General features: G+C 52.2%; 15 protein-coding genes and 1 pseudogene. 1 reads left to right on the plus strand and 15 read right to left on the minus strand.

Going from position 1 to position 22,171, the window contains the following annotated elements; genetic code table 11:
* Positions 1-87 precede the first annotated feature (87 nt).
* Complete coding sequence (gene eno, locus PUE40_RS07240; protein WP_154554668.1) at positions 88-1,386, minus strand: phosphopyruvate hydratase; 1,299 nt, start codon at positions 1,384-1,386, stop codon at positions 88-90.
* A gap of 197 nt (positions 1,387-1,583) precedes the next feature.
* Between eno and PUE40_RS07245 the strand changes: the two genes are divergently transcribed.
* Positions 1,584-2,018 (plus strand): AEC family transporter, encoded by a 435-nt coding sequence (locus PUE40_RS07245; RefSeq protein WP_154554669.1) that lies wholly within the window; start codon positions 1,584-1,586, stop codon positions 2,016-2,018.
* A gap of 1,525 nt (positions 2,019-3,543) precedes the next feature.
* Here the strand turns inward: PUE40_RS07245 and PUE40_RS07250 are convergent.
* The 14 genes and pseudogenes from PUE40_RS07250 to PUE40_RS08305 form a co-directional block, all read right to left on the minus strand.
* Positions 3,544-4,932, minus strand: a complete 1,389-nt coding sequence (locus PUE40_RS07250) for a sodium-dependent transporter (protein WP_277672355.1) — start codon at positions 4,930-4,932, stop codon at positions 3,544-3,546.
* A 145-nt stretch (positions 4,933-5,077) separates the two neighbouring features.
* Entirely contained in the window at positions 5,078-5,494 is a 417-nt protein-coding gene (locus PUE40_RS07255; RefSeq protein WP_277672356.1) for a VanZ family protein, read from the minus strand.
* Positions 5,495-5,511: 17 nt separating this feature from the next.
* Positions 5,512-6,132, minus strand: a complete 621-nt coding sequence (locus PUE40_RS07260) for a 5-formyltetrahydrofolate cyclo-ligase (RefSeq protein ID WP_277672357.1) — start codon at positions 6,130-6,132, stop codon at positions 5,512-5,514.
* A gap of 19 nt (positions 6,133-6,151) precedes the next feature.
* Positions 6,152-8,902: an SbcC/MukB-like Walker B domain-containing protein gene (locus tag PUE40_RS07265; RefSeq protein WP_277672358.1), complete on the minus strand. Its 2,751-nt coding sequence runs from the start codon at positions 8,900-8,902 to the stop codon at positions 6,152-6,154.
* Positions 8,899-10,047 carry an exonuclease SbcCD subunit D gene (locus PUE40_RS07270; protein WP_277672359.1) on the minus strand — a complete coding sequence of 383 codons (1,149 nt, stop codon included), beginning with the start codon at positions 10,045-10,047 and terminating at the stop codon, positions 8,899-8,901. Before PUE40_RS07270 ends, PUE40_RS07265 begins: the two co-directional genes overlap by 4 nt.
* Before the next feature lie 4 nt (positions 10,048-10,051).
* Complete coding sequence (locus PUE40_RS07275; protein WP_277672360.1) at positions 10,052-12,211, minus strand: peptidase U32 family protein; 2,160 nt, start codon at positions 12,209-12,211, stop codon at positions 10,052-10,054.
* Positions 12,212-12,228: 17 nt separating this feature from the next.
* The gene (locus PUE40_RS07280; protein WP_154554870.1) at positions 12,229-12,897 is read right to left on the minus strand and encodes an HAD family hydrolase; all 669 of its coding nucleotides are present in this window, start codon (positions 12,895-12,897) and stop codon (positions 12,229-12,231) included.
* Position 12,898: 1 nt separating this feature from the next.
* A complete protein-coding gene (locus PUE40_RS07285) occupies positions 12,899-13,861 on the minus strand; it encodes a D-2-hydroxyacid dehydrogenase (RefSeq protein ID WP_154554869.1) in 963 nt (320 codons plus the stop codon).
* A gap of 221 nt (positions 13,862-14,082) precedes the next feature.
* On the minus strand, positions 14,083-15,039 hold the full coding sequence (locus PUE40_RS07290) for a trigger factor (protein ID WP_154554868.1): 957 nt from the start codon (positions 15,037-15,039) through the stop codon (positions 14,083-14,085).
* Positions 15,040-15,192: 153 nt separating this feature from the next.
* Complete coding sequence (locus tag PUE40_RS07295) at positions 15,193-15,726, minus strand: hypothetical protein (protein WP_277672361.1); 534 nt, start codon at positions 15,724-15,726, stop codon at positions 15,193-15,195.
* Positions 15,727-15,743: 17 nt separating this feature from the next.
* The gene (locus PUE40_RS07300) at positions 15,744-17,009 is read right to left on the minus strand and encodes an ArsB/NhaD family transporter (RefSeq protein WP_277672362.1); all 1,266 of its coding nucleotides are present in this window, start codon (positions 17,007-17,009) and stop codon (positions 15,744-15,746) included.
* A 216-nt stretch (positions 17,010-17,225) separates the two neighbouring features.
* Positions 17,226-20,405, minus strand: a complete 3,180-nt coding sequence (locus tag PUE40_RS07305; protein WP_277672363.1) for a type I restriction endonuclease subunit R — start codon at positions 20,403-20,405, stop codon at positions 17,226-17,228.
* A 194-nt stretch (positions 20,406-20,599) separates the two neighbouring features.
* Positions 20,600-21,763 (minus strand): RNA-guided endonuclease InsQ/TnpB family protein, encoded by a 1,164-nt coding sequence (locus PUE40_RS07310; protein ID WP_277672364.1) that lies wholly within the window; start codon positions 21,761-21,763, stop codon positions 20,600-20,602.
* Positions 21,764-21,810: 47 nt separating this feature from the next.
* Positions 21,811-21,941, minus strand: a pseudogene (locus tag PUE40_RS08305) (MerR family DNA-binding transcriptional regulator); the annotation flags it as partial.
* Positions 21,942-22,171: the final 230 nt, after the last annotated feature.

Here is a 22,171-nt window from a genome sequence, read left to right on the forward strand (position 1 = left end):
AAAGACTTGGTGCAAGAAACCGTTCCGGCCATTTGCCTTCCGTTTCTTTACACCAAGTCTTTAGTTCGTACCTATTGAAATCGTGAATTATTTTCTGATTACATTGAATGCGTTGAAGCCTGCATAGGATGCGGCGTCACCCAGCTGTTCCTCGATTCTGAGAAGCTGGTTGTACTTTGCCACACGCTCGGATCTTCCCGGCGCACCGGTCTTAATCTGTCCGGTGTTCAGTGCCACTGCCAGGTCTGCGATGGTGGTATCCTCGGTCTCGCCGGATCTGTGGGAAACCACAGCGGTCATTCCTGCCTTCTTTGCCATGCGGATGCAGTCGATGGTCTCGGACAGGGAACCAATCTGATTCAGCTTAATCAGGATGGAGTTCGCGCTGCCCAGCTCGATGCCCTTGGACAGTCTCTTTGTGTTGGTAACGAACAGGTCATCACCGACCAGCTGAACCCGGTCGCCCAGAGTTTCTGTCAGCAGCTTCCAGCCTTCCCAATCCTCTTCGTCCAGACCGTCCTCCAGGGAAATGATCGGATACTTGTCTGCCAGGGACTTCCAGTGCTCTACCAACTCAGCGGAAGTGAACTTCTTACCGCTCTTCGGCTGTACGTATTCACCGGCCTTGGAACCCTTCCATTCGCTGGCTGCCGCATCGATTGCCAGAACGAAGTCCGCACCCGGCACGTAACCGCATTCCTTAATCGCCTTCAGGATGTAATCCAAAGTCTCCTCGTCGCTGGACAGGTTCGGTGCATAACCGCCTTCATCGCCCACGCCGGTGGCAAAACCGTCTGCCTTCAGGAGCTTTGCCAGCTTGTGATATACTTCCGTGCACCAGCGCAATCCTTCGCTAAAACTTGGGGCACCGGCCGGCATAATCATAAATTCCTGTGTATCAACGGTATTGGTTGCGTGCGCACCACCGTTCAAAATATTCATCATCGGAACCGGCAGGGTGTTTCCGCTAACACCGCCCAGATAGCGGTACAGCGGGGTGTCCAGTGCCTGTGCCGCTGCTTTTGCCGCCGCCAGGGATACGGACAGAATCGCATTGGCACCGAACTTCGACTTGTCTTCCGTGCCGTCCGCTTCGATCATCGCCTTGTCGACAGCATAGGTATCGGAAGCATCCATTCCCACCAGCAGGTCGCAAATCTCGTTGTTCACGTACGAAACCGCCTTGGATACGCCCTTTCCGCCATACCGGCTCTGATCGCCGTCTCTCAGCTCCAGCGCTTCGAACTCACCGGTGGATGCGCCGCTCGGGCAAGCCGCTCTGCCCACGGTTCCGTCTACCAGATGCACCTCTGCCTCCACTGTCGGATTTCCTCTGGAGTCAATAATCTGTCTTCCAATGACTTTTTCAATTTCTAAATAATCCATTTCAATTCCTTTCCGAATCGCCTTGATTCATCGATTCCTTAGAATTTCACTTTTTCGGTGGACGCCTCGAGACGCCTCAACAGCATGATACCATTTTTTTGCGAAATATGCAAAAAAACTTCTCTTATATTTTGGTAAAAAAACTATTTTTTTACCAACTTTTCCGGCAAGGCTATTCTATTCGCCGTTTTATTTTTGTGGGCTTTTTCTGCTTTCGAAAGGGATGGCTCACCAAGCAGGGAACGTCGGAAATTTCGAACCTCATCGTCAATGTTTTTAACCCATTGCTGATGATTTCCACCGCCCTCAGCGGATCCGGATCCATTCCCCAAAATCTGATGGCGCAGAACCTGATTCTCATGGCGCTGTTCTACGGACTGATGATTCTTCTAGGGCCGGTGGTGGCGAAACTCCTGCGGGTGCAGGGGAACGACCGGAAACTGGTGACCATCATGCTGGTTTTCGCCAATACGGCGTTCATGGGCATCCCGCTATCCATGATTATCACCGGATGTGCACTGGCTCAAATCGATCTCAAGCGGGTTTTCACGGACGTTCACCTGTACGTGTTCTCTTTGTTCCAGCTTCTGCTGTCCCTGTTCACCATTCCATTCGTTACAATGTTTGTATAACCGGATGAAGAAGTATTGAATTTATGAATAGATGAAAGCTGCCGTTTCGAGAAATCGACGGCAGCTCTTTTTGTGCTCTCGATAGGCGCGGGCCGGTGGGTGCCCGGCGGGCGCGAACGACGTGGTGCCCCGCGACAAAGGTTCAAGGCTTTGACGAGGGGGAGGCACCACGTCGGAGCCGCCGAATGCCCGGTCGAGCACGGCGACGTGGTGCCTCGCGACGAAGGTTCAAGGCTTTGGCCGGGGTGAAGCACCACGTCAGAGCCGCCGAATGCCCGGGCGGCGCGGGCGACGTGGCGCCCCGCGACGAAGGTTCAAGGCTTTGGCCGGGGTAAAGCACCACGTCGAAGCCGTCGAATGCCCGGTCGAGCACGGCGACGTGGTGCCCCGCGACGAAGGTTCAAGGCTTTGGCCGAGGTGAAGCACCACGTCTAATCTGCAGAACGCCCGTCCGGCGCGAGCGACGTGGTGCCTCGCGACGAAGGTTCAAGGCTTTGGCCGGGGTGAAGCACCACGTCGGAGCCGCCGAATGCCCGGGCGAGCCCGGCGACGTGGTGCTTCGCGACGAAAGATCAAGCCTTTGGCCGGGGGGAGGCACCACGTCTAATCTGCAGAATGCCCGTCCGGCGCGAGCGACGTGGATAAAAAAAAGAAAGAATTGACGACAAACTCACCTCCTCCCCTTTTCGTCGTCAATTCTAATCATCTCCTCATGCTTTCTGCTCTAATATGCATTCGGCATAAATAAAATTGACGACAGACCCACGCCTTTGGAAAGTCTGTCGTCAATCTAATATTTTCTTTACATTTTTATTCTAATCTAAATTCCGTCCAAAGTCGAAAACTCCTTCTTCTCACTCAGGTCTCACTCGGGTTTTCTGCTTCCAAGGTTTCATCCTGCCCTCTCCCCCGAGCATTTTACTCTAATTCACCCGGCGGCCGCGAGGAAATTGACGACGAAGCCTCTGCGAAGAGTGGTTCGTCGTCAATTTCTTCCGCTTTCCCGAAAGCAGCATGAATTAGAGTCGCGCGGCAGGGCATGTTGGCGCCTCGCTCCTCGGGAAGCCTTGTTTCTTCATCCGGTCACGCCAACACAGGCCGGATTTTCCCGGGCTGACGGCGCCTTTGTTGGCGCTTTACTCCCGGCAACGCCTTGTTTCTCCGTCCGCCAACGCCAACACGGGCCGGTTTTTCCCCGGCGGCCGGCGCCCTTGTTGGCGCCTTGCTCCCCGCGAAACCTTGTTTCTTCATCCGGTCACGCCAACACGAGCCGGTTTTTCCCGGTCTGCCAGTGTCGTTGTTGGCGCCTTGCTCCCCTCAAAGCCTTTGCCCTTCATTCGACCACGCCAACAGGCCGCCCCGAATCCATTTCCCGGGCTGACGGCGCCTATGTTGGCGCCTTGCTCCAGGGCATTGTTTGTGCCGCCAGCCTCGGGAACAAAAAAGCCTGCACCCGAGCAGCAATCTCATCGTTACGCTGAGATCACTGCCCGAATGCAGGCTTTAGTTTTTCTTTAAGCTTCCACTAGCCCAGGAATCCCAGAGAGCTGAGCAGAATGATGATAACGAATACCGGTGCCACATAGCGAACCACTACGCGGTACATCTTCTCCATGCGGAACTTGGAGGACAGCTTGATTTCCTCGGCGATATGGTCCACACCAACGCAGCGAGCTACCAGGACGCACAGTGCGAACGCCGCAATCGGCATCATTACAGAGTTGGTAGCGAAATCAAAGAAGTCCAGAATCTGCATTCCGAAGATCTTTACGAAGCCCAGGGAGCTGTATCCCAGAGAGTTCAGGGTTCCCAGACCGAACAGCAGCAGGGTTACCAGCAGAGTGGACTTTCTGCGGCTCCATCCCAGCTCGTCCTGGAAGGTGGAGGTGCTGGTCTCTGCCAGAGAAATCGCACTGGTCAGCGCTGCAAAGAGCACCAGAAGGAAGAAGAGGAATCCAACCCAGCGGCCCAAGCCCATGCTTGCAAACACCTTTGGAATCGTGATGAACATCAGGGACGGACCTGCATTCAGCGCATTCGGATCTCCGCCGGAGAATGCGAATACCGCCGGAATGATCATCAGTCCTGCCATGATGGCAATTCCACTGTCAAAGAGAATAACCTGTCCGGTTGCTTTCTCAATATCCACGTCCTTCTTCATATAAGAACCGTAAGTTACCAGAATTCCCATTGCGATGGAGAGGGAATAGAAGCTCTGGCCCAACGCCGCAACCACGGACATCCAGGTGAAGTTCTTCATATCCGGAACCAGGAAGTACTTGATTCCCGCCGCGGCGCCCGGACGCGTCATGGAGTAGATTGCAACAATCAGCGCCAGGAATACCAGCATCGGCATCATGATTTTGGAGATTCTCTCCACGCCGTTCTCCACGCCGGCGAAAATTACCACGACAATCATCAGCGCAAATACCACGAACCACAGCTCCGCACTGGCGTCATCGCTGATGAATCCGCCGAAGAAGGCATCGTCTGCCGTCGCGTTCACATTGCCCCGAAGGAACTCGTAAAGGTATTTCACAACCCATCCGCCGATTACACTGTAGTACGGCATAATCAGCATCGGAATCACCGCATTGAGCCATCCGCCGCATCCGGCCAATTTGCCCTTGCTAAAAGCACGGAACGCGCCCACCGGACTCTTCCGGGTCATTCTTCCCAGCGCATTCTCGGACATCATCATGGTGTATCCGAATGTAATTGCAATAATCAGATAAATCAGCAGGAAAATCCCGCCGCCGTGTCTTGCAGCGAGATAGGGAAACCTCCAAATGTTTCCCAGGCCGACTGCGGATCCCGCCGTCGCTAATACATATCCTAACTTACCGGAAAAACTTGCTCTCGATTCCGACGATACGTGCGCCGCATCATCAAAATAAGGTTCTTTCTTTGCCATTAACCTGTACTCCTTTCACCCTCATCCGATCTTTGTGGTTGGCCGGACAAATTTTACTCAAAATATTATCAACATGAACTATATTTTATCCTCCAATGACAAAAAAAGCAAGCTTTTTAAGGATATTTTTATAAATTGTTTTTTCCTACCGTTGCTTCTTCCGTTTTTTTCGATCGTTTCCTCGGAGAAGGTTGAAAATCAACAGGAAAATCCCCCGCACCAGTGCGAATATCACGAAGAAAAACAGGAATCCGCCCATGCCGGCCACCACGTCTTCCATCTCCATGTTGCCGGTTCCGTAGAACCCTTGACCGATTTCAATGGAGAATGTCAGCACGATCATTACCGTGAACGCATAGATAAATGCAATCACCAACGGATGATTCTGCAGCAGCTTGAAGATGAAATACGCTGCTAACACCACAATCATCCCGATGATTCCCATGACGATAAAATGCAGTTTTTTGTCGCTGTTGTAGTATCCCCATCCGTCGTTCATGCCCATGATTTCGTCATGAATTCGGGCGGTCCACATCACAATGCTATAGATTAATTCAGACATAATCCCTCCTTCTCCGGCTACCGATTCCGCGTCACGATGCCTTCCTCAGTTACCACGGCATCCATGGGAACATCCAGGGCATCCACCGCCACGTTGGACAGAATCATTTTCTCCGGGCACAGTGCCATCTTGACAAAATCCGTCCCCTCCAGATATCGGTCGTAGTATCCCGCACCGTGACCCAGGCGGTTGCACCGCTTATCGCATGCGACGCACGGAATCAGCGCCAGGTCGATTTCTTCTCGTGCTACTGTCTCTGCATCCTCCCGTGGCTCTCGGATTCCGTACTTTCCGGAATGGAGATCCTCCGGTCCGGTGTAGCACTTCGCTTCCATCTGATTCTCCGGAAGACACAGCGGGATGCAGATTTTTTTACCATCGGCGAGCGCTTGCGCGATAAAACCGTCGGTGATGACTTCCTTGCCGTAACTCATGTAGACGAAGATGGTTCCAGCAACCCGGTAGGCCTCGCTCGCCAGAATGTGCTTTGTGATGGCGTCGCTGGCGTCTCGGAGGTAATCCATGTCCATCTCCTTCCGCAGGTCCCGGCAGCGGTCCCGAAGGATGCCTTTCCGGGCCCGGATGCTGTTCGCCATCATGGCATCGCCCTTTTTTGTCAATGTATCGATCATTCTCATTTTGAACACTCCATTTCCTCTATAAGATATTGATAGTGACGGTACTGCCGCCGGATTTCATTTTGCGCACCAGCAGCTGCCGGTCGATGCGGTTCTGAAGCTCCGTCACGTGGGAGATGATACCCACGATTCGGCCGCCGTCCTCCGCCAAGGTCTGAATGGCCTTCATGGCCTGATCCAGAGTTTCTTCATCCAGGGAGCCGAAGCCCTCGTCCACGAACAAGGCATCCAGCTGAACGCCGCCGGCGCTTTCCTGAATCTCATCGGAAAGTCCCAGTGCCAGGGACAGGGACGCCATGAAGGATTCTCCGCCGGAAAGGGTGGAGACGCTTCGGGTGGTACCATTGTAGTGGTCCACCACGTCCAGGTCCAGCCCGCTCTGCTGATTTTTCTGGTATTCCTTTCGGCGAACCAGGTCGTACTGACCGCCGGACATCACTCGGAACCGGGTGTTGGCCCGCACCAGAATCCGATCGAAAAGCTGCTGCTGTACATAAGTCTCCAGCTGAATCCGCTGCTTTCCGGAAAGGTTTCCATTGGCGGTGTCCGCCAGATTTTGGAGCATGGAATACTTCCGTGCCGCCTGCTCCCGCTCGCCGCTCAGCTTTCGAATGTTGCCGGCCGCAGCGGAATTGGTCTCCCAGATCAGGTTATCCTCCTTCGCCTCTGCCTGCAGACGGAGATGTTCGTCCTTTTTCTGCTTCTGATTTTCCTGCAGTTCCGCGGATGTCATCGACTCTGCCGATTCGCCCTCTCGGATCTGCTTCTGCAGCTCGCCCATTCGGCCTTCCGCTTCCTGGATCCGGCGAGCGGCCGCTTTCTCGTTCTCTTCCGCCGACTGCACCGCCTCCCGGATTTCTCGGATTTCCCGGTCCAGTAACGACGCCGCCTTCCCGGCGGACTCCCGGTCCGGATACGGAAGGGTCTCCTTCAGTTCCGAGTAATTTGCAGAGAGATTCTCAATCTGCTCCTGCAGGCGAGCGGATTCCAACTCCAGCTTGCGATAGGCTTCTTCATCACCCTCCTGCTTTTTCTGAAGCGTCTCCAGCTTCTCCTCCAAAACCACTTTCGCCTCGGTCGCCGCTTCCGATGCCGCCAGGGCTTCCGTGACCTCTTTCCATTTTGGCCGAAACCGCTTCTGCTCTTCCATCAGCGTCTCTTTCAGCGCCGCCGGCTCCGTCGGCATATTCAGCCCCTTGGCCTTTTCTTCCATATGCTGAAGGCTGCTGTCTCGGGTTCCCCGCAGAGCTGCCGCCTTTCGGCCGGCCTCATCCATGGCGGTTTTGCTTTCTTCCCAACGCTTCTGGGACTGTTCCACCGTTTCCCGGGTCGGCGCATCGTCGGTTTTCATCGCCGGCGACGGGTGGTGCAAGGATCCGCACACCGGACACGGCTGATTCTCCGCCAATTCCGCCGCCAGGATTCCCGCCTGGTCATCCAGAAACGCCCGGTGCTGCCGGAGATAGGACTCGCCGAATTCCCGTTCCTTGCCGCAAGCCGCCTGATAAGTCACCGCCGCCCGGCTCCACTTTTCCGAATCTTCCTCATAGGCTTCCAGCAAGGTCTTCAATTCATTGTATTCCGCCCCCTGACTCCGAAGGCGTTCCTTCTCCCCGGAGAACGCTGCGGCCTTCCCGGCCAGTGCCTCCTTTTCTTTGATTTTCTGCCGGCAATCCTGAATTTGCTGTGTCAGGGCTTTCCGGCCCGCTTCCAACTTCTTTCGAGCCGCCTCATCCGAAGCCTGCTTTTTCTCCGCTTCGATTTTCTGCTGCTTCAATTCTTCCAGCCGGTCGTACTGCTGCAGCCGGTCCTGCTCCACGTGAAGCCGCGCTTCCTTCTCCTTCGCTTCCGGTTCACGGCTCCGCGCCGCTTCCAGCTCCTGTTTTCGCTGCTCCGCCGCGGCCTGAAGTTTCGTCCACTGTTCCCGAGTCTCTTCCAGCGCCTTTTTCCGCTTTTCCTGCTCTTCCGCCGCCAGAATCCGGGCCGCCAGAGCATCCAGCTCCCCTCTCAGAAGTTCCTGCTTCTTCTCTCCTTCTTCCAATCTTATTCCGGCCTCATCCCGGAATTTCTCAATCGCCTGAAGGTACTCCTCATCCCGAAGCCCGCTCCGGTCCGTTCCTTCCGGAAGCCGTGCCCGTTCCTGCTCGAAGCCGATTTCTCGCACCACGTCGTCGTACGTCTTCCGCGCCTGACGGGCCTCTTGCTTCAGGCGCTCCTCCAGCCGGGCATACCGGCCGGTGCGAAAAATACTGCTGAAAATCTTCCGCCGCTCCTCCGTCTTGGCCAGCAGCAGCTTGAGAAAATCCCCCTGGGCAATCATGGCAATCTGCATGAACTGATCCCGGGTCATCCCCAGAATCTCCCGGATTTTCTCGTCCACCTCTCCGGTGCGGGTGAGAATCTCTCCCCCCGGCAGCCGCAGCTCCGCGGATGCGTTCTCCTGGGTCATGCCCTCGCCTCGCAGCTTCGGCCGCTGATAGGTCGGATTCCGGAGAATCTCATATTCTTTATTGCGGTAGGCAAAAACAAGTTTCACCTCCGTGGGGGTATCCGGCTCCGCATAGCGGGAACGCAGCATATCGCCGCTCCGCCGGTCGCTGCTGGCGGTTCCGTAAAGTGCGAAGACGATGGCATCGAAAATGGTGGTTTTACCCGCCCCCGTATCCCCGGTAATCAAGTAGATGCCGCTGGTCCCCAGCCGGTCCATTTCTACGGTCTGTTTGCCGGCGTACGGTCCGAAGGCGGACATTTCTATGCGAATCGGTCTCATACCTGTTCCTCCCAAATTTCACGAATCAGTCCATCCAGATACTCTTTCCGGTCCGAATCCATCTCCTGCCCGTTCTGCTGCTCATACAGCGCGGCGAACAGTTCCCCCGGCGTCCGTTCCTCCACCCGGTCCAACTGCTCCACTTCTTTCTGCGAGCGGGTTCTCCGGTTGTCATAATCCAGCAGCATGATGTTGGGATAGTACTCCCGAAGGCGGGACAGGGCGTCCACCACATCGGTCTCGTCCGTGAGAATCATATGGTAATAATCCGTCTGGAGCTCCCCTTTCTTCCGGGCTTCCTCCAGAATCTCTTCAAAGGTCCCCCGCAGCTCTATCATCTCTCTCTGAGGCTGCAGCGGAATCTGCCGAATTTCCGTCTCTCCTTTTGCCCGAAGCTCCGCCACCGTCACGCTCTTCTTCTGGTGAAGCTCCGAAAAAGAATACTTCAAAGGGGATCCGGCGTACCGAATCGTCTCGCTTCCCACGCGCTGCGGACCGTGGAGGTGCCCCAAAGCGGTATAATCGAAGGGGCTAAAAACACTTCCGTCCACCCGGTCCAGGCCGCCCACCGACAGCTGTTCCGAGTCGCAGGTTTCCGGCAATGCCCCCGCCGCCGTGACGAACTGATGGGCCAGCACCACGTTTCTCCGGGACGTGTCCACCTGCAGATCTTCAATGATGGTTCGCAGCGCATCCGTGTAATCCTCGATTTCAACATCCGGGAAAAAGCTCCGCACCACGGAAGGCCGCAGGAAGGGAATGAGGTAGATGTTCACCTCGCCCCACCGATCCTCCAGGGTGTGGTGCCGGATGGTTCCGTCGTATACCGGCGAGATCCAAATGCCGCTCCCCTGCATCAGCTGATGCCCGAAGGCTACCCGCTCCGCCGAATCGTGGTTTCCGCTGATTAGGAACACCGGGACGTGCTTCGCCGCCACGGCGGTGAGAAAATCGTCCATCAAACGCACCGCCTCTGCCGGCGGGATGGTTTTGTCGTACACATCGCCGGCAATCAGCAGACCGTCCGGCTGCTCCTCCTCCATGATTTCCAAAATCCGATTCAGAATGTATTCCTGATCCTCCATCATGGAAAACCCGTTTACCCGTTTTCCCAGGTGGAGATCCGCCAGGTGCATCAGCTTCATTCCTCTAATTCCTTTCCGTCACCACCGGAACAATCCGGCTCTGACTGCTGTACTCCGGATGTTCCACCCGGATACGAATTCCACGCTTATTGTTTCGAAGTTCCCGGGCGGAGAAATCGTGCTCGCTGATCATCAGCGGCATCCTTTTCTCTCCAAGCTCGCCGGTTTCGTTCCGCTCCAGTCCCGGGCAGAGCGCTTCCACGCCCATCTCTTTCAATACCCTTGCCGTCTCCCGGTTCACCCCGTTCAGGCCGTAATCGCCGTACAGCCGGAGTCCCTTTCCCGCCAGCCGGTGCAGCCAGCTCAGGTTCCCCACCAGAATCGGCACACTTTGTCCCAGTTCCCGGATTTCCCCTTCCCGGTGCAGCAGGATGTCGTCCTCACGGCCCTTGGTCACATTGGAAATAAAAGGAACCGCTTCCGGGTCTTCCCGGTTTCCGTACGCCTCCGCTAAAGATTGACCGGAACGGTCCGCCTCCAGGCACAGAGCGGCCAGAGGAACTCGCGGCAAGGTATCCGGAAGAACCGGCAGCCCGGTCTCGGATTCCCCCATCGCTTCCATCGTCCGGAAGCCTTCCGGAAGCGTCCGGCGGAACCGAATCTTCTCTTCCAGCTTGGCCAGGCACTCCCGGCGAAGAGCGTTGATTTCCGATGCTTTTACCCGTATATCAAAGTCCCCTCGGAAGCGGAGGCTCTCCACTTCAAATGGGGTATTTCCCGTCTTTCGAAGGGCATTCTCGTACCGTTCCTTCGGCGTGGCCCGTTCCGCATCCGTCTCGAAAGGACCCGCCTCCAGCACTGCGCTCTTCTTCGCCTGGCTGTCCCACAGCTCCCCCGTTTCCGGGATGGTTGTACCGGTCAGGCGAAGCACATTGTCGAAACATGTCAGGGTCAGATTAATGCCTCGGCGCCGTCCGATGCGGCGGGATTCCGGCGATGCGTCCAAGGACATGTTCCGGAAGGAGCTGCGCGCCGCTTCCAGCTGCTTCTTGGAGGATGTTCGGTACACCGCATCCCCCACCTGCACCGGCTCCTTGAAATCCCCGATGCGCAGAACGCCCTTTCCCGGCTCCTTTCGGTAGCTGATGATGGTGCTGACCGCCTTTCCGGCCTTTCGCTCCGAACGGATTTCGATGCCGTCGCCCATATCCGGCAGGATATCGCAGGATACATCTACCAGGGTGGAGCCCGGTTTTACCGATTGTACGGTTCCGATGCGGATGCCCTGATTCTTCGGAATCACCGGGGACATCAGCTTCTCTCCCGGATTTCCATTCAAATAGCCCGAGGTAAAACCACCTCGGTTAAAGATCTGCCGCAGCTCCCGGCGATCCTCCGGGGTCACGTGATAGCTGCCTTTTTCCATGTATTCGTCGATGTATTTCCGGTAGATTCGGGTGACCACCGCCACATACTCCGGGGATTTCATTCGACCTTCGATTTTGAAGGAGTAGACGCCCGCTTCAATCAGCTCTCCCAGTCGGTCCACCAGACACAGATCCTTGGGACTCAGAAGATGGCCGGAGATTTTCTTTCCGTTTTCATCCACACCTTCATAAGGAAGGCGGCAAGGTTGGGCGCAGGCTCCGCGGTTTCCGCTTCTGCCCCCGTAGAATCGGCTCATTTGGCATTGTCCGGAATAGCAGATGCACAGGGCGCCGTGAACGAACACCTCAATATCCAGGCCCCCATCCCGACAAGCCGCTTCCATCTCCGCCAGAGACAGTTCTCGAGAAAGCACCACCCGTTCGTAGCCCAGCTCCTTCGCCAGTGCCACCGCTTCCGCATCGCAGGCGGTTCCCTGTGTGGAAAGATGCAAGGGAAAATCCGGCAGCTCTTCGTGAATACGCCTTCCCAATCCCAAATCCTGCACAATCAGGGCATCCACCCCCGCCCGATACAGGAATCCGGCGTATTCCACCGCCTCTTCCATTTCCTCATCGAAAATCAAGGTGTTCATGGTCACGAACACCTTCACGCCTCGGGCGTGGGCGTAGTCCAGGGCCTGCTGCATCCTTTCATCGTCAAAATTTCCCGCATTCATCCGGGCGTTGAACAGGCGGCCGCCCACATAGACGGCATCCGCCCCGTTCTCCACCGCCGCAATCAGCGGCTCCATACTTCCGGCCGGAACCAGCAGCTCCGGTTTTCTTCTCTTCTTCATTCCATCCTCTTATGCTTCTATTCTTCGTTCATCTCTTTCACGCAGGTCCAGAAATCCTTCGGGCAATCGATAATCCGGTCCGCATGGTATTTCTCCAGCTCTTCCCGAGGGCGGAATCCCCAGGTGACGCCCACGGTATACACCCCCGCATTCTTTCCCGTCATCATATCCGTGTTGGTATCCCCGAAGTACAGGCATTCCTCCTTGGAAAGACCGAATCGGTCCAGGATTTCGAACACTCCCGTAGGATCCGGTTTGATGGGAATTCGGTCGGTCTGCCCCTGGATGTGATCGAAAGTGTTTTTGCCCAAAATCGTCTCCACCACGTTCACCGCGCTGAGGTGGGGTTTGTTGGAGAACACCGCCAGCTTGCAGCCGCAGTCCCGAAGCTTCTTCAGGGTTTCCGGCACGTACTCGTAGGGCTCCACGTGGTACAGGGGATCCTCCTGCATCCACTTCCGGCACAGCTTGATGCCCTCGGAAAAGAATTTTCCCTCTTCATCGCCGGATGCCGCCAGCGCCCGGCGCAGGGCGTTATCGATGCCGTCCCCGGCGAAATAGTTATAGGCTTCCACCGGCTGCGCCTTCAACCCGTAATGTTTCAAAGTCATATTGATGGGACGGGCGATGGACTCCTGCGTCCGGGTCAGTGTCCCATCCAGATCGAAAATGCATGCTTTAATCATATTAATACCCTCTTTCAAAATCCACGGCGTGAACCAGCGGTTCCCCCGCGATGTATCGCTCCAGGTTTCGGCAGAACAAGTCCACGGACTCCTCCCGGGTGTGTTCCAGGGACATGTTCCCGGAAATGTGCGGAGTGATGATGATGTTCCGCGCATCCCACAGCGGATGATCCTTCGGCAGCGGTTCCGGCACCATAACGTCCAAAGCCGCCCCGGCAATCCGCTCTTCGTTCAGGGCCGCCATCAGCGCATCCTGATCGATAGCGCTGCCCCGGCCCACGTTCACCACGATGGCCTCCTTCGGCAGCATCGCAATGCGCTCCTTGGACAGGGTCCCCCGGGTTTCCTTCGTCTCCGGCATGCACAGCACCAGAATATCCGTTTCTGGCAGCAGTGCATCCAGCTCTCCCGCCGTGATGATACGGTCAAAAGAAGGTTCGTCGCAGCGACCGCTCCGGTTCATTCCGATGACGGTCTTCGCCCCCATCCCCTTCATTCGCTTGGCGGTATATTTTCCGATATCTCCCGTCCCCAGAACCGTCACCCGGCTTCCGTAGATGGAACGAATCGGCACGTCGTGGCGCCATTCCCGATTGTCGATGATTTCCCGGTATCTCGGCATCTGCTTCAGCAGCATCAGGGACACCATCACGATGTGCTCCGAAATAGTCACGCCGTAGGAACCCGCCCCATTGGTGAGCCGGCAGCCCTCCGGCAGCACCCCCGGTTCCAGATACGGTGCGATGCCCGCATAGGAGCTGGCACACCACTTCACGTTCTTCAGCCCCTTCACCGGCTTCGGCGTCTCGCAGAAGACGATTTCCGCATCGGCTATTCTCCCCACCGCCGCATCGTCGTTGTCGTAGAACACTGTGTCAAATCCGCCTTTCGCCGCGGTTTCCTCGATTTTCTTTCGCCTCGCCTCCGTCAGGAAATGCACGGAGACCGCTATTTCACGTCTCATAATCCCATTCTCCCTTCTGTGAAAAAAACTACTTTGATTGTACCACAAGCCCCGGCCATTCTCCATAGCTTGACGGCACCGCAAAAAAAGACGACGCCCCGGTTAACGGGACATCGTCCATTAGGAAGGTTGGTTCTTGCAATTTATTGTCTACATCATCTCCCTTATTGCCGATGGTGTAATGATCGTTGTTCTCCGCCAGCAAAAACTTCTGCTTTCCACTATTTTGCCGTGGCCTTGTCCACCAGGAACTGTCCTACCTTCTCCTGGAAAAAATACTCTTCGAAGTTGTTCTCCTTCGCATAATCCTCGTAAGAGGATCCGGCCTGCTTCTTGAACTGCTTCTCGCTGAGTCCGGTACTTTCCTTGAACTCCTTCAGCCTCTGGTCGTAATCGCTGCTGCTGAGACGGATGCCCTCTTCTTTTGCAATGGCATGTGCCACCAGGTGCAGCTTCACGCTCTCCTTGGCGCTGTTCTTTACCATGGCCTGATAGGATTTTTCGTCCATACCATAGGCTTTAATCAAGCTGTCCACGTCCATTCCGTACTGAGAAGCCATCTGCTCATAGTTCTGCTCCACGTCCTTCTTGGCCGCCTTGAGCTGCAGCTTCGGCGTCTTCTTCAGCTTGGAATCTCCGCTGACCTTGCTGAGCAATTCGCTGCCCACGGAATTCTTCTTGTCCTTCTCCAGCTGTTCCCGAACGTGCTTCTCGTATTCCGCCTTCGTCTTGCACTCGTTGTCCGTGTTCTTCTTGATGAATGCCTCCGTCAGCTTCTTCTCTCCGGCATTCTTCAGCTTCGCCTGAATCTGTTTTTCCACGTCCTTGTCGGACACCTTCAGCTGAGACTTTTTGTAGGTCAGCTTGTCCGTGGACGCCACCTTCACGTATTTGTCGTAGCTGAAGAATTTATAGCTGTCTTCCTCGAACAGTCCGGTGTTCATCCAATAGAAGAGGCCGCCCAGCAGAACCACCGCCAGCACGATGCCCGTCACAACGGCGCCCTTCCGGTGACGCTTGCGGAACTTCTTCGACTCGCTCTGATAGCGCTCTTCCTTCCGCTGCGCCTTCTCCTTCTGATACGCATCCCGCTTCTTCTGCTTCTTAATCGCTTTCCGCTCCGCCGGCGACAGTTTCTTCAGTTTCTCTTCTTCTTTTCTTGATACTTTCTTAGCCATTTCCACTCCTGCCTGTTTGTAATTCAATGCAGTTCTACACCCCCGGATGTAAAATCAACGCTACTTTGATTATACTCATTTTCCCTCGTGCTGTCGACATAAAAAAAAGAATCGGAAGCCTCAGACTTCCGACTCTTCTTATTTTTACGAGAACTATTCCTCTTCCCGACCCAAATCGCTGGAGTTGATGGCCAGTTCACCCATGTTTCGATGGGTATCATACAACATTGGGCATTCCTCTGCCATCTGTTTAATGGTGGCATGCACGTTCTTCATCTCCTCCGCCAGTTCCCGGAAAGCCGCTTCCGGCACATTCCGATTCAAGAAGAGCTGCTCAATCTGGCGATTGAACTGGGTCAAATCTTCCGTCAGATCCAGGAAGGACGAGAATTTGTCGCTTTCGTACGCGCGGCGGAACTTCTGCAGATCCCGCTTCATGTAATCGACGATATCGGTCTCGCCGTAGAATTTTCCCAGCATAATTGGGTACGGGCTTACCCGATGAAGGTACATGCCCTTTCCCCGGCGGAGATCCAGCATGTACTTAATCCGAAATTCCGGTGCAATCTCAAATGTATAAATGTTGATATACGCCGGATCGGACTTGATATGCACCGCGCCCATTTGTTTTGCCATCATGTTGATCATGTCGCTGGACACTTTGTTGGTCGTGTATTCATTGCTCATTAATCCATACCTCCTGACTACATAATATCAAATTTTATCACAAGAAATACAGTGGAAATTACGATGGACAGAAGCATGAACGGCATGCCGACTTTCAGGTAGCTCTTGAAGGTAATCGGATAGCCGTGTTTCGTACTGATGTCCGACAAAACCACATTGGCGGATGCACCAATCATGGTTCCGTTTCCGCCCAGGCACGCACCTAGGGAAATCGCCCACCAGAAGGAGGTGACGTCCATTCCGTCCGCCTGCATGGCCAGAATCAGCGGAATCAGCGTTGCGACGAACGGGATGTTGTCCAGGATGGAGGACAGCAGTGCCGACGCCCACAAAAGCACCAGCATGGTGACCATCGGATGTCCGTCGGTTGCATTGATGATCTTGGATGCGAGTTCCTTGATGATACCCGTCTCGGTCAGACCACCGACAACCACGAACAACGACATAAAGAACAGGATTGTCGTCCACTCTACATCCTGAATGGCCTCGTTCACATCTTCCCTGCCGATAATCAGCATCACTGCGGCTGCGGTCAGAGCGATGACGGAAGACTCAATGCCCAGTTTGTCATGGAACATAAATCCAACGATTACACAGATTAAAACGATGATTCCTTTTCTCATCAGTGCCCGATTGGTAATGGACTTGGACGGATCCAGCTTCTCAATGGCGCTGGTATCCACCGTGCCCATTTCAATCTTCTTCTCATATACAATTTTCATCAGCAGAATCAGCACGGCCAGGATGAACAGCACGGCAAAACCGGTGTTTTCCAGGAAGTCCATAAAGGACAGGTGTGCGGCACTGCCGATCATGATATTTGGCGGGTCACCGATTAAGGTGGCGGTACCGCCCACGTTGGATGCCAGAATCTGTCCCATCAGGAACGGAACCGGATCGATCTTCAGCATCCGGGCAATGGCGATGGACATCGGTCCCACCAACAATACGGTGGTAACGTTATCCAAAATTGCCGAAAGCACTGCGGTAATCAGGGTAAAAGCAACCATGATTTTCCACGGATCTCCGTGTACCGCTTTGGCTGCTCGCACCGCAATATATTCGAACATACCGGATCGACGCACGATAGCCACGAAAATCATCATGCCCACCAGCACCCCAATGGTATTAAAATCAATATAGGAAAGTGCCTTGTCCGCCGACATGACGCCGGTGAGAATCAGTACCATTGCCCCGGCCATTGCCGCCGCGGTACGGTGCACTCGTTCGGAGATAATCAGCAGTATCACTATCAGAAACACTGCTACTGCAATAATTTTCATCTTTAGTCCCCTTTCTTAATTGCGGATTCACCGCTTAAATTTTTTTCAACATCCTATTATAATCATTCAAAATTATTTGTCCACTACCCATTGTGTTTTTTGTGTGGTCACTTTGCATTAAAAAAAGTGCGTTAGAAAAATCTAACGCACGAATTTATTTATTTTAATACTTCCGGGCAGGAATTGGAGAATTAAAGGTTTTCTCGAGGATTATTGTTATTTCTCATCTTCCAAGATAAACGCTCGAAGGATATTGTCGATTTTTATCGTAACTTTTGGCGGTGCGATTTTTCGCTGCTCCTTCTCTTCAAAATACGCGCGAGCCTTCTCTTTATCCACCGTTGCCCTCAAGGCATCAAAGCGTCCGAATTCATTAATATTTCCTTCGGTAGGATGCAGCGCCATCAGCTTTCTCAGCTTCTCTTCGTCCATCCCGAATGTCTCCGCGAATCGGTGAATTCGATCGTTGCGATGGTCTGCCATGTACTCCGTAATGTAATCCCGAAGGGTTGCGCCTGCCACCGGTTCCACATCCCCGCTTTGAATATCGTGCAAAAATAAATTGGCGTATTTTTGCTCTTCCATGGTCAGCGTGGAGAACGTTCGGTGCAATTCCTCTTCCGCTTTCTCCAGTTCCCCTTCAGACGCATCATCTCGTTTCAGAAGCTTATAATACTTTTCGAAACGGGAATTCATATATTCCGCATCGATTTTGCCCGTATCCATCTCTTCGATGTATGGATCCAAATCATACGGTATCTCCGGACCGAACTCGCCTCCTTCAAATCGTGGTATTTCTTTGTACCGAATCAGCAGAATCAGATACGTTCTTTCATCCAACTCCACCTCGACCACTTCACCGGTCTCTTCTTCCTCATAACGCTTCTTTTCCCATGTGAATCCTTGGATTTGTGCCGCTTCCAGATAGGATACCAGTTCTCGAAATTCCTTTGCGAATTTCCCGCAAACAGTTCCATCCTCCGGCAGCCGTTCGAAATTATCAATTTTTTCGTCCCGGAACAGCCGCTCAATAACCCGGAAACTGTGATTCATCTCTTCCAAATGCTCCGTAAGACTCGGAACGAATAACCCATACGCTCGATCTCCGGAATACAGTTTAATGGCGCTATCGATATTCCGCTTCATGGTATACGGTTTCCGATAATATCGGATAATTCCAAATGGTTTCTCGTGAATTTCAAAAAGCCGGTTCGTTCGTGAGAACGCCTGAATGATATTTTCGTACAGAAGAACTTTGTCCAAATACAAGGTATTCACCCATTTGGAATCAAATCCGGTCAACATCTGATCCACAACAATCAGAAGATCCAGCTGTTTCTCCGATTCTCTCGCAATTCGTTCGTAGGGTTTCTTATGGGCCAGTCGCGCTGCAATATCTTTCTTCATTCTGGCAAAAGTAGGAATGGTAAAATCCTGTCCGTACCGGCGGTTATAATCCTGAATAATCTCCACCAAACCATCCTCTTTGTTAATTGCCCCCTCCTTATTATCAATGTTCGGATCAAACAAGGCCGTCACTTTAAGTTCCGGTGCCATTTCCTTGAACAATCGATAGTAGTTAATCGCATCCGAAATGCTGGATGTGGCAAAAATTCCGTGAAAGCGAACGCCCTCGTCGCCCTTTCCGGTGCTGAGGCGAGGGAAATTCTCCCGGATATCTTCCACCACCGCATGGGTGTGCGCATCTTGTCGGTATTGTGCATTTGGAATATAGTCTTCAATTCCTCGAAGATATTTTCCGCTGCTCGAATCAACATATCCGGCCATCGGCACCTTCCCGGAATCCATGAACTCCATGTAGACCTTTCGTTTATCTTTGTTGTCCAGCGCCTCTTTCTCCGAGGATGCATGTGCCATTTCAAGCGCAACGGCTTTGCGCATTTCCTTGTCCCGATATGTCCGTACCATATACGGATCGAATCCCAGAACATTTCCGTCGCGAATGCCGTCCGCGATGCTGTATCGATGCAGCTCATTGCCGAAAACCGTTGCGGTCGTGCTCTTCTTTTTCTGGTTCTCCTTCTGAATCGGTGTTCCGGTAAATCCAAAGAAAATCGCCTGAGGGAACGTTTCTTTAATGCAGATCAGCATATCGCCGAAAGTGGATCGATGGGCTTCATCCACAATAAAAACAATTCGCTTCCGTCGAATCGTTTCCAAATCCCGGGCTTTCAGTCCCGCATCCTCCGGCACGTTGCTCATCTTTTGGATAGATGTGACAATCAGCGTGTCTGCCGGATTCGTGCTTTTCAATTTTCCAATCAGTACCCCGGTGTTTTCCGTCGCCTGAACATCCTCATCGTCATTTGCAAAACCCCGATATTCCTGCAGGGACTGGGTGCCCAGCTCAATTCGGTCCATCAGAAAAACCACCTTGTCCGCATCGCCGGAATCCGCAATCAGCTGTGCCGACTTGAAGCTGGTCATGGTTTTACCGGAGCCGGTGGTGTGCCACACGTATCCACCCAGTTGATTCTGCTCTCCCCACTTGGTCTTCCGCACTGTGTCGGAAATCCGATTCGCCGCGTTCACCTGATAGCTCCGCATCACCTTCAGCACCCCATCGGAATTGTCCGCAATCGTATAGAACCCGATCATCTGATGTGCCATCGGGATGGACAGGAACGTGCGCACAATCTCATTCCAGTTATTAATCGGCTCGTTATCAAAGTCCGCCCAATGGAAATAAAAAGAAGGATTGAATCGGCCGTCCGGTCCCGGATTGGCGAAGTACAGCGTCTCTTCGGGAGTCATAGCCACAAAAATCTGTACCAAAGAAAACAGTCCGGTGAACACCCCTTCGTGGGAGTATTTCTCAATCTGATGGCACGCCTCACTCACCGGTACTCCGGATCGCTTCAACTCGATATGAATCACCGGCATTCCGTTAATCAGCAGCATTACATCCCCGCGGCGATCGTTCAGAATCCGATTCTTCGTCGGGAACTTCGGTTGTTGTGCAATCTGATAAACGCTCTGGCCTCCGGCAATCTCCATGCGGTCGAACAGCTTCAGGCTGATTTCTTTTCCCAGATGTTCTGTATCCTCCGGATTATCCCGAACAATAGACACGCTTCGTCCATTGATGAAACCGTTTAGCTTCAAAGGGGTCCGAAGGTTCGTCACCTGTTCCATAATCTGGCGCATCTCTCCCGATGTGAGCGGATATTCGTTCAGGCGATCCCTGCTTTTGTTATTGTTATAGAGAATGTTCGCCCAGTTCTTCAGAAGGTCCTCTTCATCGGGATAACGAAGCACCGATTCATACGCACCATCGGAATTTCCCCATCCGCAGGTATCTTTTTTCCAACCGCTTACGGATGTCAGAAGATGTATCAGTTCTTCCTCGAAATCCGCCTCTTTCTTAAAAATCATAATTGCCTGCCACTCAAAATATGTTTAAATATACTCAAACACATCGAGAAATTGAAGTCCTTGCGGATACTTCTTACTGCTTCATTGTGTATGCTTTGGCGATTGTAAACAATACACTACTCACAAGTTCTTGTACACTCCATAGTCGTAAATTCCCGAAATAGCCTTCGGTACATACCTACGTTTGCTTTTATTTATGCAACTTCGTAAGTCGTAGCATCTCTCAAATTAAGTGCAGCATTGAAATCTCTGTCTTCGATATAACCGCAGTCACATGTGAAGGTTCTGTCTGAAAGCTTTAAATCTTTTTTGATAGCGCCGCAGCAATGGCAGGTTTTCGATGATGGAAACCATCTGTCTACAACTCGAAGTTCAATGCCGTTTTCGTTACATTTAGCTTGAAGCTTTGTTCTAAATTCATAAAACTTCTGCGAAGCAACTGCCTTTGAAAGATGTTTGTTCTTCATCATTCCTAATACATTTAAATCTTCAATCGTTATATAAGATGGTTTGGTTTTCACTATCTCTGCGATTGTTTTATTGATGTAATCAGTACGAATATTGTCAATTCTATGATGAAGTTTCTGTACCTTAAGCCTTTGTTTTTGTATATTCGCTCTTTGAGTGGGCCCTCCTTTCTTTACATTTTCATACTTTCGAGAAAGACTTCTCTGTTCTCGAATGAGTTGTTTTTCCAGTTTCTTTAATTTTGCGGATTTGTTAATGTTCTTATAACTTGTACCATTGGAAACAACGGCGAAATCCTTTAATCCAAGGTCTATGCCAATTCCTTCATTGGAATTATTGGCTATCCTGTTATCCGGGATTTCTATAAGAACTGAAACATAGTATCTGTCCGCTTTTATTGAGACATGACCGCTTTTAATTACGTATCCATCTTTTGTTGTGGGAATATATCCTTTTTCTTTGATGCGAACCCAACCAAGTGACGGAATATTGATTCTGTGTCTTTCACAACGACAATCTTTCGGATTATTCTTTACGAAATACATTTTTACATCAGATTTGCCTTTCTTTTTAAACCTTGGAAAGGCGCTCTTGTGATTAAAGAATCTCGTAAATGCGGTTTGTCCGTTATTTACTGCCTGTGTTACCGCTTTTGAATAAGCTTCCTTGATCCAAGAATATTCCGGATGCTTCGGAACATACTCATTGTTAAGCCAAACTCTAAATTTGTTGCTGCTCATAAACTTTTTCCCATTTTCATGAAGCTCCTTATTATGAGCAAGATAGAAGTTATAGATAAATCTACAAGTTCCTATCGTTTTGCGAATCTTGACTTTCTGCTCTTCTGACGGATTTATTTCTGTCTTGAAGCTCTTTAGCAATCCCCTCATCCCTTTCTATTTGTTTTTTATACTTACGAAGCCCATACAGCCTACAAATCATAAGTGTAATAATGCCTATTAGTTGGAGTTCGGTTTGCCTTTAAAATTCCTTCTCTGTCTCAACGTTGTAATGTCTTAACAGATATCCCAAAAGTTCGGCAACACTTTTGGGTTTATAATTTGTGATATTTGATGTGTTCATTTTAACACTCTCTTTTGGGCGTGTTTAAACACATTTAATCACAATAGTCAATATATTCAGTTACTTATGTTTTCCTCCTATCAATTCACTGATTTTCATAAAACACCTCAGTTCCTTAACGGATTTTCATTCATACAGTATTATTATATCAAACAAACATCTTCTGAAACATCGAGTCTCTGATACTTTGAAGTTTCTTTAACTTACGCTGATGA

The sequence above is a fragment of the Mogibacterium kristiansenii genome (assembly GCF_029224645.1).
GTDB lineage: Bacteria > Bacillota > Clostridia > Peptostreptococcales > Anaerovoracaceae > Mogibacterium_A > Mogibacterium_A kristiansenii.